Source organism: Nocardioides sp. Root190, assembly GCF_001428565.1.
Classification (GTDB): Bacteria; Actinomycetota; Actinomycetes; order Propionibacteriales; family Nocardioidaceae; genus Nocardioides.
In genome coordinates this window covers 282,894-297,377 of sequence record NZ_LMIA01000008.1, presented here as the reverse complement: position 1 = coordinate 297,377, position 14,484 = coordinate 282,894, and the positions used below count along the sequence as shown (strand labels likewise).

Genomic DNA, 14,484 nt, shown 5'->3' with positions numbered 1-14,484 from the left:
CCCCCGCCGTCAAGTGCGACATCGACCACGAGATCCCACACGCCGAGGGCGGACCGACGTGTCCGTGCAACCTCCACCCGCTCTGCCGCAGGCACCACCGCGCCAAGACCTTCAGCGAGTGGCGCTACCTGAGCCTCACACCCGGGCACTTCCTCTGGACCAGCCCCCACGGCAGGCTCTTCCTCGTCGGACCCGGCGGCACCNCACCGCGCCAAGACCTTCAGCGAGTGGCGCTACCTGAGCCTCACACCCGGGCACTTCCTCTGGACCAGCCCCCACGGCAGGCTCTTCCTCGTCGGACCCGGCGGCACCCGAGCACTCGACCCACCCCGGGCGATCGAGCCCTGAAAACCGCTGCACCCCGCCGAAGGAGACCTTCGGCGGGGTACAGGCACGCCCAGACAAACGGCGCGTCGTGGGGTCGGCTACTCGACGGGCTCCAGCAGGTCCCAGGCGAGCGGGGTGCCCCGCGTCGCGGCCTCATGGATGCGGCGGCCGAGGACCTCGTCGAGGTGCTTGGGCGGCAGACCGGAGCCGGGACGGATGCTGCGCACGTTGGCCTCGGTCAGCACCTCGCCAGCGGCGACGTCCTCGACGAGGTAGAGCGAGCGACGGCGTCCGCGCGCGCCCTCCTCGGCGGCGGTGGGCTGGTAGCGCACCTCGCCGAGCGCGACCCGCGCCGCGGCGGTCTCGGAGACGAGCTGCTTGAACTCGGGCGGCTCGAGGGAGAACGGGCTGTCGACGGCACCGTCATTGCGATCCAGGGTGATGTGCTTCTCGAGCACGACAGCACCGAGCGCGACCGCGGCGACCGCGACGCCGATGCCGAGACTGTGGTCGGACAGGCCGACCTCGCAGCCGAAGCGCTCGCGCAGGTCCGGGATGGTCAGCAGGTGGGAGTCCTCGGGTCGGGCCGGGTAGCTCGTCGTGCACTTGAGCACGACGAGGTCCTCGCAGCCGCCCTCGCGGGCCGCGGCGACCGCCTCGTCGATCTCCTCCAGGGTCGCCATGCCGGTGGAGATGATCAGCGGCTTGCCCTGGCTGGCGGTGTAGCGGATGAGCGGGATGTCCACGATCTCCGAGGACGCGATCTTGAAGCAGGGCACGTCGAGGCTCATCAGGAAGTCGACGGCGGTCTTGTCGAAGGGCGAGCTGAAGCAGACCATCCCGTGCTCACGGGCGCGCTCCATGATCGGCGCGTGCCACTCCCACGGCGTGGATGCCTCGGTGTAGAGCTCGTACAGGCTGCGACCGAACCACAGCGAGCCCGGCGTCTGGATCGTGAACTCCTCACGGTCGACGTCGAGCGTCATCGTGTCCGCGGTGTAGGTCTGCAGCTTGACCGCCTGCACGCCGGAACCGGCGAGCGAGTCGACGATCTGCAGGGCACGATCGAGCGAGCCGTGGTGGTTGCCGGAGATCTCCGCAATCACGAAGGGGTCGGCGTTGCGCCCGACTTCGAAGCCACCGATGTCCATCGATCATCATCCTTCTTCTTGAGGAACCACGTCTCGACGACGTGGTACGACAGGGCTGCCACCACGAGGGACAGCACCACTTCCAGCACCAGGCGGGTCAGGACCTGCTCGGTCTCCGGCCCCCTGAACTCCCGCTTCACCACGAAGTAGACCGTGTAGTGGTACAGGTACAGACCGTACGAGATGCGCCCCAGATAGCTCAGCGGCCACCAGCCGAGCACGGCCACGATCCAGGCCGGCTTGTGCCCGTCGCGGGCCACGACGGCCACCGCCACGACGGCGGCGACGGTGATCGCCGGGACCATGACGGAGTACGTCGCCATGCTCTTCTCCTCGATACCGCTGGCGAGGATCGCGGCCAGGGCCACGAGCAGCGCGGTGCCGCCGAGGACGCGGTAGCGGGTGGAGGCGATGGTGACGGCGAGCAGGCAGCCGGCGAGGAGCGAGAAGGCCACCACGAACGGGTCGTTGTGGAGGCGCTGGAGGTCGGCACCGGCGGCAACGAGGGCGTAGCGGTAGGCCAGCGACGCCGCGATGGCGGCCACCAGCACGAGGGCCAGGCCGCGGCGTCCGAGGCGCAGCCGCGACACGAGGAGGATCAGCAGGACCGGCCAGACGAGGTAGAACTGCTCCTCCATGGCGAGGGACCAGGTGTGCGGCGTCAGGGTGATGAACTCGCCGAAGGACCGCACGACGTTGGTGAGGTAGAGGCCCGCCCACACGATCTGGGACAGCGGCTCGCCGTACCGGACGGCCACGACGGCCGTCATCGCCAGGTAGATCACCATGGCCGGCACCAGGCGCAGCGCCCGGCGCACGTAGAAGCGCGGCAGCGAGATGCGGTGGCCGCGGTCCCACTCCTCGAGCAGCAACCGGGTGATCAGGAAGCCGGACAGGACGAAGAAGGCGACGACGCCGACGGTGCCGGCGGTGCCGCTGTAGGGCAGGGCCGTGTGGTTCCACAGCACGAGCAGCACGGCGATCCCGCGCAGGCCGTCGAGCCCGGGACGTCGGCCGAGCCGGTAGCCGTCGGCGGTCGTGGGGGCAGCGGCGGGCGCGGCGGGCGCGTCGAGGTCGGCGGCGGTCCGGGACTCAGGCACGGCTGACCCGATCGCGCACCATCTCGGCGAGCCCGAAGTCCGGCGTCCAGCCCAGCACGGTCCGGGCACGGGTGCAGTCGAGCCGGTAGACCGAGGTGTCCTCGTCCTCGACCGGACGCGAGGTGACGGCGTCGTCCGGGAGTCCGCACTGGCGGGCGATCTCGTCGGCCATCTCGCGGACACTGAACCCGCCGGTGCCGATGTTGGCGACGAGCTGGCCGTCTCCCGGCAGGGTCGCGGTGAGGGCGAGGGCGATCGCCCGGGCCACGTCGCGGACCTCGACGAAGTCGCGGACCATGGCGCCGGCGCCGTTGAGGGTGACCGGTCCGCCGGCCAACGCCAGCTCGACGAGCCGGGGCAGCGCACCGCGTCCGCCGTCGCCGTCGCCGACGACCTGGGCGACCCGCAGGGACACCGTGGTGAGGTGGGTACGACGTCCGTGGAGCGCCAGCACCTCCTCGGCCATCCGCTTGCTGAGACCGTAGAAGGAGTCGGCCGGGGCGGCGAGGTCCTCGTGGAGCGGTGCGGTGAGGTGCCCGGGGTAGACCATCCGGGACGAGGTGAACACGACGCGGCCCACACCTGCCTCGGCGGCGGCGACGGCGATCTCCTCGCTCAGCGCGACATTCGGACCGAGGTAGGACGCGAGCGGTGTGCTCAGGCTGTCGACGCTGCGGCCGGCGAGGTGCACGACGGCGTCGCAGCCCGCGAGGACCTCGGCCAGGGAGGCGCTGCCGTCGGCAGCGTCCAGCGGTCGCTGGCACCCGTCGTCGCCGCGCCCGAGGGCGAGGGCGTCGTGACCGAGCTCCGCGAGGAGCCGCAGGACGTGACCCCCGAGGAACCCGCGTGCTCCGGTGACCGCAACCCTCAAGCGCGGTCCTTCGTGATGGCGTACCCGAGCCGCGCGACGTGACCGTTGGTGTCACGTGCGAGCTCGCCCGGCTCGACGTGGAACTCCTCGAACACCACCTCGCCGTACTCGGCGAAGCTGTGGGCGTCCGGGTCGAACGGGATCGCGGGATCGGTCAGGTGGAAGCGCAGGGTGTGGGACACGCCGGTCGGCACCTCGGGGTCGCCCGGCCAGGCGTCGCCCATCATCTGGGTGAAGCAGGCGCTGATGATGTCGAAGCCCGTGTGCTCCTCGAGCAGGCGCCACAGGTGGCACCCGTCCAGGCGCGGGGCGACCTCGACGATCCGGGGACCGTCGGCGGTGAAGATCAGCTGGAAGTAGAGGGGACCGTCGGTGACGCCGAGCGCCGTGACGAAGCGGCGGATGAGCTCGCCCATCTGCTCGGTCTGCTCGGCGTCGATGGTGCGCGGCGGCATCGTGTGCGCGGCGGGGATGCCGGTCAACGGCCCCTCCCACACGATCCGGTCGGAGGCGGGCAGGATCGTGACGGCGCCCCCGACGACGAACACGTGCACGGTGACCTCGGGCCCGATGAGGAGCTCCTCGAGAACCGCGCGGCCGGAGTGGGACGCGTCGAGCGCGGCGGGCAGGGCCGCGACCGCCTCGGCGTGGTCGGCGACGATCGTGATGCCGCGCTGCCCCTGGCTGTCGACCGGCTTCACGATCGCGGGGTACGTCGGGAAGTCGGCGAGGTCCTCGACCGAGAGCACGATCCGGTGCGCCACCGGGCTCAGGTCCGCCTCGGCGAGGAAGGTCCGCAACAGGTCCTTGCGGTGCAGGATCTGCGTGGTCGCCGAGGAGTGGAACAGCGGCAGGCCGAGTCGCTCACTGACCGCGGCCACCGTCGGCATCGCGATGTCAGAACCGACGGAGTAGACGATGTCGACGCCGAGTCGCTCGGCCAGGTCGGCCACGCCCTCGGGGTCCAGGATGTCGACGACGAAGAAGTCGTCGGCCGCCTCGACCCCGGCGCCTTCGCGCTTGTGACCGCAGGCGTAGACCTTCCAGCCAGCGGACCGGAGCCGGTGCATCGCGTCGGCCTGGCCCGGGAGGGCACCGAGGATGAGCGCCGAGCGCGACATACAGCTCCTTTGATCGGGATTCAGCCCTGCAAGGCTATCCGATCGGTGGCCTCATCCCCCTGTCGGCGAGCCCCCGCGCAGGCGTCGTACGACGTCGACGGGCACGCCGTCGACCTCGGCCACCAGCAGGTCCACCGACGGGTCGGTGAGATCGGCCGCGAACTGCTCCGCAGCAGCCACCCAGGCCTCGGGGTCGTCACCGCGGGCCACCTCCACCGCAGCGTCCCTCCCGGTCGCGGCCCGGAAGGTGCGTTCCCCCGGTCCCGGCAGTACCTCCGCGGCCACCCGGGCGGCGCCGTGCCCGTCGACCAGCGGCGGCGCGAGCCGCGGGCCCTCGGCGAGGAGCTCGGCGACCAGGGTCCGGTAGCCCTCGGCGCCGACCTCGCCGCTCAGCCCGGCCCAGGTGGTGAACCCGGCCTCGGCGAGGGCGCGGGTGACCCCGGACTGGTGCGGTGCCGTGGTGGTCACGACGGCGGGCACGTCGAGGCACATCCGCTCCCAGGTCGCCGTGCCGCTGGCGCCGAAGGCGAGGTCCGCAGCGGCCAGGCTCGGGACCAGCGAGGGCAGCGCGACCCGCAGGCTCGCGCCGGGCAGGGCGTCGACGGCGGCGCGGAGCTCGTCGGTGGCAGCGGCCGCCGTCCCGACGACCACGTCGACGTGGAGCTCGAGCCCGGTCCCGCGCAGGGCCTCGACGACGGCACGGGTCTCGCCGCCGGGGTCGGTGCCGCCGAAGGAGACCAGCACCCGTCGGGGCGGCCACTGCCGTGGCGCGGACGTACGACGCGCGGCGGCGTAGTCGTGGTGGAGCAACGCGTGACGCGGGCCGATCAGCCGGCGCGCGCCGTCGGGGACGACACCGTCGTAGCGGGCGTCGCTGCCGGCGCCGTACCAGTTCTGGTCGACGACGACGTCGACCTCGCGGCTGCGGTCGGCGAGGTCGTCGACGGCGACGATGCGGCCGGTGATGGCGCGGACCTCGGACTCCCAGGTGCGGTCCAGGCCGTAGGAGTCGACGACCACGGTGTCGACAGCACCGCCGGCGAGGGCGATCGTCGCGCGGGCGTCGGCGACCTGGTCGCCCGCCGCCCAGGGGCGGGTGGCCTCGGGAGCGGGCAGGTCCAGGGCCAGGCAGCGGAAGCCCGCCGCCTCGACGCGCGGCTCGGCGGTGCGGGTCACGAAGACGACCGCCGCCCCGCGCGCGGCGAGCTCGCGGGCCAGCGCGAGCTGGCGCACCAGGTGGCCCATCCCGATCCGGGGACCGGAGTCGGCACGGACCAGCACCAGACCCGAGCCACCGTTCGTCACGTCGGCGATCGTATCGGCGCAGATCGGATCGGCGCAGCCGCCGGGAACGGGCCCGGTGTCAGTGCGAGATCGCCTCGCGAACGCGGCCGGCGACCTCGGCGAACTTCGGCAGCGCCCGGATCTCCTCGGGCGCCAGGTCGGCGTCAGCGGAGAAGGGGACGAACTCGTCGAACACGATGCGGCCCGGCCGCGGACTCATCACCAGCACCCGCGAGCCGAGGAAGACCGCCTCGTCGACGCTGTGGGTGATGAACAGGATCGTCTTGCCACTCGCCCGCCACAGGGACAGCAGCTCGTTCTGGAGACGCTCGCGGGTGAGGGCGTCGAGGGCGCCGTACGGCTCGTCCATCAGCACGACCTCGGGGTCGCCGGCCAGCACCCGGGCGATCTGGGCGCGCTGCTGCATGCCGCCCGAGAGCTCGTAGGGGCGGCGATCGGCGGCGTCGGAGAGCCCGACCAGCTCGAGGTAGCGGCCCGCCGTCGCGAGACGCTGGGCCTTGCCGACACCCCGCAGCTTGGGCCCGAGTGCGACGTTGCGGCGTACGTCCAGCCAGGGGTAGAGCGTGGGCTGCTGGAAGACGACACCTCGGTCGGGACCGGGCCCGGCGACGGGGACGTCACCGACCGTGATCGTGCCCGAGGTCGGGGCCGCGAAGCCCGCGACCAGTCGCAGGAGGGTGGTCTTGCCGCAACCGGACGGGCCGGCCAGCGTGACGAACTCCCCCGGGGCGATGTCGAGGTCGATCCCCTCCAGCGCGGGGACGGCACCGCCGCGAGCCCGGAACTCGTGTCCCAGGCCCGCGACGGTGATGCCCTTGCTCACGGCTGCTGGCTCACTTGCCGGCCGACGCCGCCACGGACGCGTTGACGCCCTGGGCGTAGACGTCGGCTGCTGCGACCGCCTCGATGCCGTCCTGGGTGAGCAGGAACTGCGCGGTGGCGAGCAGGTCGGTGCCGAGCTTCTTGCCCAGCCAGTCCGCGCTGGCCTGGTCGGAGGCGCGGAGGTAGGTCAGGCCGGCGAACTGCGCCTTGGCCTGCTCGGTCGTCACGCCGACCTCGATGGCGACGCTCTCGGCAGCCTTGTCGGGGTCATCCAGCAGCTGCTCGACCGCGAAGTCCTGCGCCTTGGCCCAGGCCTCGAGCACCTTCGGGTTCTTCTCGATGAACTCCGTGCTGCCCAGTCCGAGGTCGTACGTCGGCTTGCCCGCCTCCGCGGTGTCGGCGCTGGACAGGATCACGGTGCCGCCCTGCTCCTTGAGGGCCGACAGGGTCGGGTCCCAGATCCAGGCGGCGTCGATGTCGCCGTTCGCCCAGGCCGGGGCGACCTGCTCGGGCTCGGTGTTGATCAGCTTGTAGTCCGCCGGGTCCTCACCTGCGTCGGCGATCGCCTGCAGCAGTGAGTAGTGCGCGGTCGACCCGAACGGGGTGGCGATGGTCTTGCCCTTGAGGCCCACGATGTCGGTGACGGCCTTGTCCTTCACGACGAGCGACTCGGCCTCACCGATGACGTCGTGGATCCAGATGACCTGGACCGGCAGGTCCAACGGCGCGGACAGGGCCCGCGTCGAGGGCGAGGAACCAGCCAGTCCGATGTCGAGGCTGCCGGCACCGAAGGCCTGCACGACGTCGCCGCCCGAGGCGAAGTTGCTCCACTCGATGGTCGCGTTGGGCAGGCAGTTCTCGAGGATCTTCTGGTCCTTGACGACGACGTCGCCGTTGGGGATCTTCTGGTAGCCGATGCGCACCGTGGCGTCGACCGACTCGTCGGCCTCCCAGGGGCAGTCGCTCGCGGTGGCTTCCGCGTCCTCGCCCAGGCTGCAGGCCGAGAGCGGCAGGGCGAGGGTCACGAGGGTGGCGCCGACGGCGCTCCAGCGGTTGAGCTTCATGGTTCTCAGGCCTTTCCTCGCCAGGGGACGACGAGCTTCTCGATGGTGCGGATGACAGCGTCAAGGGCGATCGCAGTGAGGCCGATGACGAGGATGCAGGCGACCGACAGGGCGATCTTGTTCTGCGTTCCCGAGAGATAGGCCAGGCCTCCGATGCCCGGCAGTCCGTTGACGAGCTCCGCGGCCACCACGGTGGTCCACGCGAAGCCGACGGCGACCCGCAGTCCCGACAAGATGTCGGGCAGGGTCGCGGGGAGGGTCACAGCGGTGGTCAGCTGGAGCCCGCTGGCGCCCAGGCTGCGCGCCGCGTTGAGCTGGTCCTGACGCACGCCGCGCACACCGTTGATCGTGGCCAGGGTGATCGGCGGGAAGGCCGCGAGGAACAGCAACCAGACCTTCGAGGTGTCGTAGATGCCGAACCACGCGACCAGGAAGCCGATGTAGGCGAGCGGCGGGAGCGAGCGCAGGAAGTCGACGTAGGGCCCGACGAGGTCGCCGACCCAGCGAACGCTGCCCATCAGCAGGCCGAGGGGAACACCGACCAGCACGCCGAAGAGCAGGCCGAGACCGATCCGGCGCAGGCTCACCACGAGGTGCTCCCACAGGAAGTAGTTCTCCTCGCCGCGGACCACGCGGTCGATCCCGCCGCCGACCGCGTGGTGGCTGTTCGCGCGGATGAACGCGTCCCAGACCTGCAGCGGGCTCGGGGTCAGGTAGTGCGGCTCGACGAGATCGGCCGCAGCGACCACCGACCAGGTCGCGAGGAGCACGACCAGGCTCAGCGCGAGGCCGACCCAACGGCGTACGCCGCGCGGGGGTTCGAGGACCGTGGAGGACACGATCGGGAAATCTACAGTGTGTTGATCGACTTTGTTTATTTGGGTCCGTGGATCGGACTCCCCTTCCCGTGGAGGTCAGTCAGGGCAAGTCCTCAACCGCGTCTCAGCAGGGTCACAGGGACGGCGAGCACAGTGGAGGACATGACCCAGGTCCTGCCTCCGATCCCGCCGGCGCAGCCGCCCACCCCGCCCGCACCGCCGTACTTCCCCGCACCCCTGGGAGCGCCCCAACGCTCCCGTGGTCCCCGGCGCGCGGGATTCGCGGCGCTGGTGCTCTCGGGTGCGCTGCTGGTCGGAGGCGGGGCCGGGATCGGCGGCGCCGCGATCTACGACGCGGCGAACTCCGACCCGAGCGCATCGGGCGGCGCAGGTCCGCTGCAGGTGGCCGACAACGACGACCGCCCGGCTGCGTCGGGCAGCGTCGAATCGGTCGCATCCGCGGTCCTGCCGTCGGTCGTCGCCCTCGAGGTCTCCGGGTCCGGCTCGGCCGGCAGCGGTTCCGGCGTGGTGCTGGACGCGGACGGCACGGTCCTGACCAACGACCACGTCGTGACCCTGGGCGGCACGATCGAGGCCGACCAGGCCGAGATCACCGCGTCGTTCAGCGACGGCACCCGGGCCCGGGCCACCGTCATCGGCACCGACCCGCTCACCGACACCGCGCTGGTGAAGGTCGAGGACGTCGACGGGCTGACCCCGGTCACCGTCGGCAAGTCGGGCAACCTCGACGTCGGCGAGCAGGTCGTCGCGATCGGCTCCCCCTTCGGGCTCGACGCCACCGTCACCAGCGGCATCGTCAGCGCCCTCGACCGACCGGTCGAGGTCGCCCGCGACCAGCAGGGCAACGTGACGGCGTACCCCGCCATCCAGACCGACGCCGCGATCAACCCCGGCAACTCCGGTGGCCCGCTCGTGAACATGGACGGTCAGCTGGTCGGGATCAACGCCTCCATCCGCTCCACCGCGTCAGGACAGGGCTCCGAGTCCGGCTCGATCGGCCTCGGCTTCGCCATCCCGATCGACGAGGTGCTGCCGATCATCGAGCAGCTGCGCGCCGGCGAGGCCCCGACCCATGCCCGGCTCGGGATCCAGGTCCAGGACGTGCGCGGCACCGCCGGGTCCAGCGACACCACCCTCTCCGGCGCGCGGATCGCCGAGCTGGAGAAGGGATCGGCGGCCGCCGACGCGGGGCTCGAGAAGGGTGACGTGATCATCTCGATCGACGACCACCGCATCGACGACACCGAGTCGCTGATCGCGACCGTGCGGGCCTACCGTCCCGGCGACACCGTCGAGGTGACCTACCTCCGCGGCAGCACCGAGGACACCACCGAGCTCGAGCTGGGCTCGGACGGCTGACTCAGGATCCGCCGCCACCCGCCTTGCGGCGGTGCATCTTCGGGGCTCCACCGACCACCTCGGAACCGTGGGCCTTCTCCTTGCCCGGAGCGTCCTCGTGAGGACTCGCACCCTTGTTGTTCTTGCGGTCGAGGGCCTCGCGCATCTTGGCCTTGAGATCGTCGTTCGCGCCGCTGGCAGCCATGGGCGTTCCTTTGCTCGCAGGGGTGTCGTACCACCGTTGCACGTCCTGCCAAGCCGACCAAGCGATTAACCGGGAGCGTCGAGGTTCTTCTGCAGCTCGGCGAGGCGTGAGGTCGGAACGAACCCGAGCCGCACGTTGATGCCGATCATGTGGTCGTTGACCTCGGCGTTCCACGTCACCAGGCGACGCCCCCTCACCTCGGAAGCGGCCTGGAAGGCGCGGAGGTTGGCCACCTTGATCGCGGTGCCGAGGCGGTGCCCGCGGTGGTCGCGTCGTACGAGGGTCCCCCACTGGTAGGCGAAGCTGCGGTCGTGCTCGGGCAGCATGAGTTGCGTGTAAGCGACCACGTCGCCGGCTGCGTCGAGGGCGACGGTGTGCCAGGCGGTGCGTCCCTGGGCGACCTCGATCTGCTCCGCCGTGCGGTGGGCCTCGACGTCGAGGGACTCCGCCTCGCGCTCCATCGCGCCCAGCGGGGCCTCCAGGTTGAGGGTCGCCGCGACGCCGAGCCAGCTCTCGACCAGCTCGTCCGGCACCGTCCCCGAGAAGGTCCGCAGCTCGTACGCCGTGTGGTGGTCCGCCGTCTCGGCAGCGATCTCGTCGAGGAGCTGGTCAGGGATCGGCAGCGGGAGCATGCGCTGCACGTCACCGAGCCCGAAGCGGTAGCCGTGCCGGCGGGCGAACTCGCACCCCGGCGTTCCCTCGCCCTCGGGTGGGCCGTCGTAGGGCCACATCGCCTCGGCGTTGAACAGGGTCCGGCCCGCGGCGCTCGCCAGCCGCTCGAGGTGCTCGAGCAGCTGGGTGCCGATCCCCCGGCGCCGGAGGTCGGGGCGCACGTTCACGTCGATCTCGGCCGAGGTGAGGTTGTCGAGCAACGGGAGGCAGAGCCAGCCGGTGCCGACGATCTCGCCGTCCATCCGCGCTGCGAAGAACCGACCCCGGCGTTGCCTGTCGTGGTGGCGCGCGACCACGAGCAGCTCCTCGGCGGCCCACGCGGTGGCGTTCGCACCGAGCTCGTGACGCGACGAGCCAGCTGTCACCTCCGCCCAGGTACGCAGGTCTGCCTCGTCGACGCCGGTGAGCTCGACGATGTCGATCTGCCTGCTCATCGGCTGCGGACCACCCGTCCCTCGTCCCACACCGGATCGTCCGACTCGTAGACCGAGCCGTCGGAGCCGAACACGCAGAACCGGTCGAAGCCGCGGGCGAACCACCGGTCGTGGGTCACCGCGACCACGGTCCCGTCGAAGGCCGCCAGTCCCTCCTCCAGCGCCTCGGCCGACTGCACGTCGAGGTTGTCGGTGGGCTCGTCGAGCAGCAACAGGGTGGCGCCGGAGAGCTCGAGCAGCAGGATCTGGAAGCGTGCCTGCTGGCCGCCCGAGAGCGACTCGAAGGGCTGCTCCGAACCCGCCGCCAGCTCGTAGCGGTCCAGCACCCGCGCCGCCTGCTCGCGCCCCATCCCCTTGCGGCCGTGCGGCGAACCGTCACCGCGGTGCAGGATCTCGAGCAGGGTGCGTCCGACCAGCTCCGGGTGGTCGTGCGTCTGGACGAACCAGCCCGGCCGCACCCGCGCGCCCAGGCGGGCGCGACCACGGTGAGGCACCGGCACGATCTCGACCTCGCCCACCGGCTGGTGCTCGACGTCGGGGTCGCTTCCTCCGGCCGCGAGCAGGCGCAGGAAGTGGGACTTGCCGGAACCGTTGGAACCGAGCACGGCCAGCCGGTCGCCGTACCAGACCTCGAGGTCGAACGACTTCATCAACCCGGTCAGCTCCAGGTCCTCGCAGACCACGGCGCGCTTGCCGGTGCGTGCACCGGAGAGCCGCATCGTCACCTGCTGCTCACGCGGCTGCTCGGTGGGCGGGCCGGCCTCCTCGAACTTCCGCAGGCGCGTCTGCGCCGCGCGGTACTGCGAGGACATGCCGTCGTTGTACTCCGACTTGATCTTCAGCCGCAGCACCAGCGCCTTGATCTTGGCGTGGTCCTCGTCCCAGCGCCGCCGCAGCTCGGCGAAGCGGGCGAAGCGGTCCTGGCGGGCCTCGTGGTACGACGCGAAGCCACCGACATGAGTCCACGCACTGTTGCCGCTGCCGCCCGCCCCGAGCTCGACGGTGACGACGTGGGTGGCCGTGTTGGCGAGCAGCTCGCGGTCGTGGCTGATGAAGAGGATCGTCTTGTCCGAGGCCGCGATCCGCTGCTCCAGCCAGATCTTGCCGGGCACGTCGAGGAAGTTGTCCGGCTCGTCGAGCAGCAGCACCTCCTCCGGTCCGGCGAGCAGGTACTCCAGCACCAGCCTCTTCTGCTCGCCTCCCGACAGCGTGCGCAGCTCGCGGTACTTCGCCCGGTCGTAGGCGACGGCGAGCGCCTTGACGGTGCAGACGTCCCAGACGACCTCGATGTCGTAGCCGCCGGCATCGGCGTACTCCGCGAGCGCCGTCGCATAGGAGAGCTGCGTCGCCTCGTCCTCGGACTCCATGAGCGCGAGCTCCCAGCGCTCGACCTCCGCGGACGCGCGACGCACCCGCTCCGGCGCCAGGCCGAGCAGCAGGTCGGCGATCGTCGGCTCCTCACCCATCCCCCGGTCGACCATCTGCCTCATGATCCCGAGCCCACCCGAGCGCGTCACCACGCCGGCATGCGGCGCGAGCTCCCCGGTGATGATCCGGAACAACGTCGTCTTCCCGGCGCCGTTGGCACCGACCAGGGCGACCTTCGCCCCCTCCCCGACACGGAACGACACGTCCTCCAGGAGCACGCGCCCGTCCGGGAGCTCATACCTGACACCTGCGACCTCGACATGACCCACAACCGAGGATTGTCCGCCACCCGCCGGGCAGGTGCGAGTTCATTACGGAGACGGTGGGTCGAGGACGCTCCCGCCGTTGGTCGAGGAGGCCGCCCGCGGCCGTCTCGAGACCCCTGGCCACGATGCACCCACTGCCCGTGAACAGGTTCCGGCACCGACTCGCCAGGTCTCGAGTCGGTCGCTGCGTGACCTCCTCGACCAACGAGGTGATCACCGGTCCCACCGTTGGTCGAGGAGGCCGCCCGCGGCCGTCTCGAGACCACCCGCCACGGTGCACCCGCCCGCCCACGTCTGGGGTTCCGGCACCGGGTCACCAGGTCTCGAGACGGTCGCTGCGCGACCTCCTCGACCAACGGGGACACGGCCGACAGCAACGAATGAGTACGACGGACGGCCGGGTCGCACTGTCGTCCCCCGTTGGTCGAGGAGGCCGCCCGCGGCCGTCTCGAGACCCCTGGCCACGGTGCACCCACTGCCCGTGAACAGGTTCCGGCACCGACTCACCAGGTCTCGAGACGGTCGCTGCGCGACCTCCTCGACCACCGGGCTTCCGCCTGCCGGTGGTTGTGTCGGTGGGCCGTGATCCAATATGGGTATGGATCTCGGGACCGCTTCCACCGCACTGATCGGCCGCTACGACGGCTGCTCGGTCGGTGAGCTGTTGACCGAGCTCGGCGCCAATGTGAAGGGCCGACACCAGCTCGAGATCGACGAGTGGATCGCCATCGTGGCATGGGCCGACCAGAACGTCGTCGAGACCGTTGAAGGTGCTGCGACGGTCTTGGCCGGCGTCGTGGACACCGGTGTTCCGATCGCCGGACCCGGTGCCCCACTGGTCAGCGAGTTCGAACTGATGGAGCTCATCGCGGTCCTGGGCCGCACCCCTGACGGGGGTCGGATGCACGTCGGGCGGATCATCGAGTGCGCCTGGCGACTCCCGTCGGTCTACGCATCGGTGATCGCTGGTCGGATTCCGCCGTACAAGGCCCACCGCATCGCCGACCAGACCAGGTCACTGACGCCGGACGCGGCCGCGTTCGTGGACCGGCAGCTCGCGGCTGTGGGGAATGTGGGCTGGGCGCAGCTCGACCGACTCATCACCGAAGCGATCATCCGGTTCGACCCCGAACGAGCCGAGGCAGAGCGCCAGAAGGCACAAGAGCACCGATTCTGCGACGTCTCCGAGGTCGACGAGCACGGCAACGCGCTCATCACCGCCGTGGTCGACGTTGCCGACGGTCACGACTTCAACGCTGCTGTCGCCCGCGAAGCAGAAGTACGGGGCCGGCTCGGTGATGAGGGCTCCCTCGACGCCCGCCGAGCGCAAGCAGTCGGTGCGATCGCCCGACGCGACCTGGCCCTGGACCTGCTGACCACCGACGAGGACACCGGTGAGGTCACCGTCCGCTCCGCCGGCCGCAAGGTCGTGATGGATCTCCACATCACCGACACCACCCTCACCGGTGAAAACCCCGTCGGCAGGTGGGGAGACAAACCCGTCACCACCGCACAGATCAAGCAATGGCTCCGCTCCCGCG

13 protein-coding genes are annotated in these 14,484 nt (G+C 71.0%); 2 read left to right on the top strand and 11 right to left on the bottom strand.

Translation table 11 applies throughout. From position 1 onward, the window contains the following. Nucleotides 1-425: 425 nt before the first annotated feature. From pseI to ASE01_RS07845, 8 genes are read right to left on the bottom strand one after another with little or no spacing between them, the layout of a single operon-like run. Nucleotides 426-1,478 (bottom strand): pseudaminic acid synthase, encoded by a 1,053-nt coding sequence (gene pseI / locus ASE01_RS07880; protein ID WP_056749624.1) that lies wholly within the window; start codon nt 1,476-1,478, stop codon nt 426-428. After that, entirely contained in the window at nt 1,430-2,578 is a 1,149-nt protein-coding gene (locus ASE01_RS07875) for an acyltransferase family protein (RefSeq protein ID WP_056749623.1), read from the bottom strand. Before ASE01_RS07875 ends, pseI begins: the two co-directional genes overlap by 49 nt. Continuing rightward, nucleotides 2,571-3,449: an NAD-dependent epimerase/dehydratase family protein gene (locus ASE01_RS07870; protein WP_056749622.1), complete on the bottom strand. Its 879-nt coding sequence runs from the start codon at nt 3,447-3,449 to the stop codon at nt 2,571-2,573. The genes ASE01_RS07875 and ASE01_RS07870 overlap by 8 nt, the downstream gene beginning before the upstream one ends. Next, nucleotides 3,446-4,570, bottom strand: coding sequence for an ATP-grasp domain-containing protein (locus ASE01_RS07865; protein WP_056749621.1), 1,125 nt, complete (start codon nt 4,568-4,570; stop codon nt 3,446-3,448). The genes ASE01_RS07870 and ASE01_RS07865 overlap by 4 nt, the downstream gene beginning before the upstream one ends. Nucleotides 4,571-4,621: 51 nt before the next feature. Beyond that, entirely contained in the window at nt 4,622-5,875 is a 1,254-nt protein-coding gene (gene pseG / locus ASE01_RS07860; RefSeq protein ID WP_056749620.1) for a UDP-2,4-diacetamido-2,4,6-trideoxy-beta-L-altropyranose hydrolase, read from the bottom strand. Between the two features lie 58 nt (nt 5,876-5,933). Continuing rightward, entirely contained in the window at nt 5,934-6,698 is a 765-nt protein-coding gene (locus ASE01_RS07855) for an ABC transporter ATP-binding protein (protein ID WP_056749619.1), read from the bottom strand. A gap of 10 nt (nt 6,699-6,708) precedes the next feature. Next, on the bottom strand, nt 6,709-7,761 hold the full coding sequence (locus ASE01_RS07850; RefSeq protein ID WP_082605906.1) for an ABC transporter substrate-binding protein: 1,053 nt from the start codon (nt 7,759-7,761) through the stop codon (nt 6,709-6,711). Nucleotides 7,762-7,766: 5 nt separating this feature from the next. Further along, nucleotides 7,767-8,600, bottom strand: a complete 834-nt coding sequence (locus ASE01_RS07845; RefSeq protein WP_235535910.1) for an ABC transporter permease — start codon at nt 8,598-8,600, stop codon at nt 7,767-7,769. A gap of 141 nt (nt 8,601-8,741) precedes the next feature. Here ASE01_RS07845 and ASE01_RS07840 point away from each other — a divergent pair, with 141 nt between their 5' ends. After that, complete coding sequence (locus ASE01_RS07840; protein ID WP_056749617.1) at nt 8,742-9,959, top strand: S1C family serine protease; 1,218 nt, start codon at nt 8,742-8,744, stop codon at nt 9,957-9,959. A gap of 1 nt (nt 9,960) precedes the next feature. Here the strand turns inward: ASE01_RS07840 and ASE01_RS07835 are convergent, their stop codons facing one another. From ASE01_RS07835 to ASE01_RS07825, 3 genes are all read right to left on the bottom strand, one after another. After that, a complete protein-coding gene (locus ASE01_RS07835; protein WP_056749616.1) occupies nt 9,961-10,143 on the bottom strand; it encodes a DUF5302 domain-containing protein in 183 nt (60 codons plus the stop codon). A gap of 65 nt (nt 10,144-10,208) precedes the next feature. Beyond that, the gene (locus ASE01_RS07830) at nt 10,209-11,249 is read right to left on the bottom strand and encodes a GNAT family N-acetyltransferase (RefSeq protein ID WP_056749615.1); all 1,041 of its coding nucleotides are present in this window, start codon (nt 11,247-11,249) and stop codon (nt 10,209-10,211) included. Further along, entirely contained in the window at nt 11,246-12,946 is a 1,701-nt protein-coding gene (locus tag ASE01_RS07825) for an ABC-F family ATP-binding cassette domain-containing protein (RefSeq protein WP_056749614.1), read from the bottom strand. Before ASE01_RS07825 ends, ASE01_RS07830 begins: the two co-directional genes overlap by 4 nt. A 595-nt stretch (nt 12,947-13,541) precedes the next feature. Between ASE01_RS07825 and ASE01_RS07820 the strand changes: the two genes are divergently transcribed. Continuing rightward, nucleotides 13,542-14,484, top strand: a 943-nt coding sequence (locus ASE01_RS07820; RefSeq protein ID WP_082605905.1) for a hypothetical protein, incomplete at its 3' end; no start/stop codon positions are given.